Here is a 564-nt window from a genome sequence, read left to right as displayed (position 1 = left end):
GCCTTGGTGCTCGAAGCCCTCGCTCCGGCCGCGTTGGAGATCTCCCTGGCGGCGGCCGAGCAGGTCGAGGCGCAGCGGGCGCAGGTGGACCGGATCTGGCGGCAGGGCCTGGAGCGGGCCGACGTCGCCGCCGACCGTGCCCGCCGTCAGTACCGGCTGGCCGAGCCCGAGAACCGGCTGGTGGTACGCCAGCTGGAGAAGGACTGGGAGGCGGCGCTGGCCGAGCGCCAACGCCTGGGCGAGGAGTACGACCGGTTCGCCGCGGCCCGCCCGCGTGTGCTCGCCGCCGCCGAACGCGACCATATCCGCGCCTTGGCCGCCGATGTCCCCGCCCTGTGGCAGGCAGCTACCACCACCGACGCCGACCGCAAGCAGCTGCTGCGCCTGCTCGTTGAGACAGTCCGCGTCGAGGTCGTCGGGGTCAGCGAGCGTGTGACGGTCCAGGTGGCCTGGGCCGGCGGGCACCGCACCGACGGGGAGGTGGTGCGCCCGGTGGCTTGCCTGACCCAGCTCAGTTACTACCCGCGGCTGGCCGCCCGGGTCCGCGAGCTCGTCGCCGCCGGG

Annotated in this window: 1 pseudogene; it reads left to right on the top strand. The window is 74.8% G+C overall.

The features are described 5' to 3' along the window. Positions 1 to 564: pseudogene (locus tag MJ797_RS17620) on the top strand (recombinase family protein); the annotation flags it as partial.

It is taken from the genome of Protofrankia sp. CiP3 (assembly GCF_917627345.1).
GTDB lineage: Bacteria > Actinomycetota > Actinomycetes > Frankiales > Frankiaceae > Protofrankia.
This window is presented reverse-complemented; position numbering and strand designations above follow the sequence as displayed.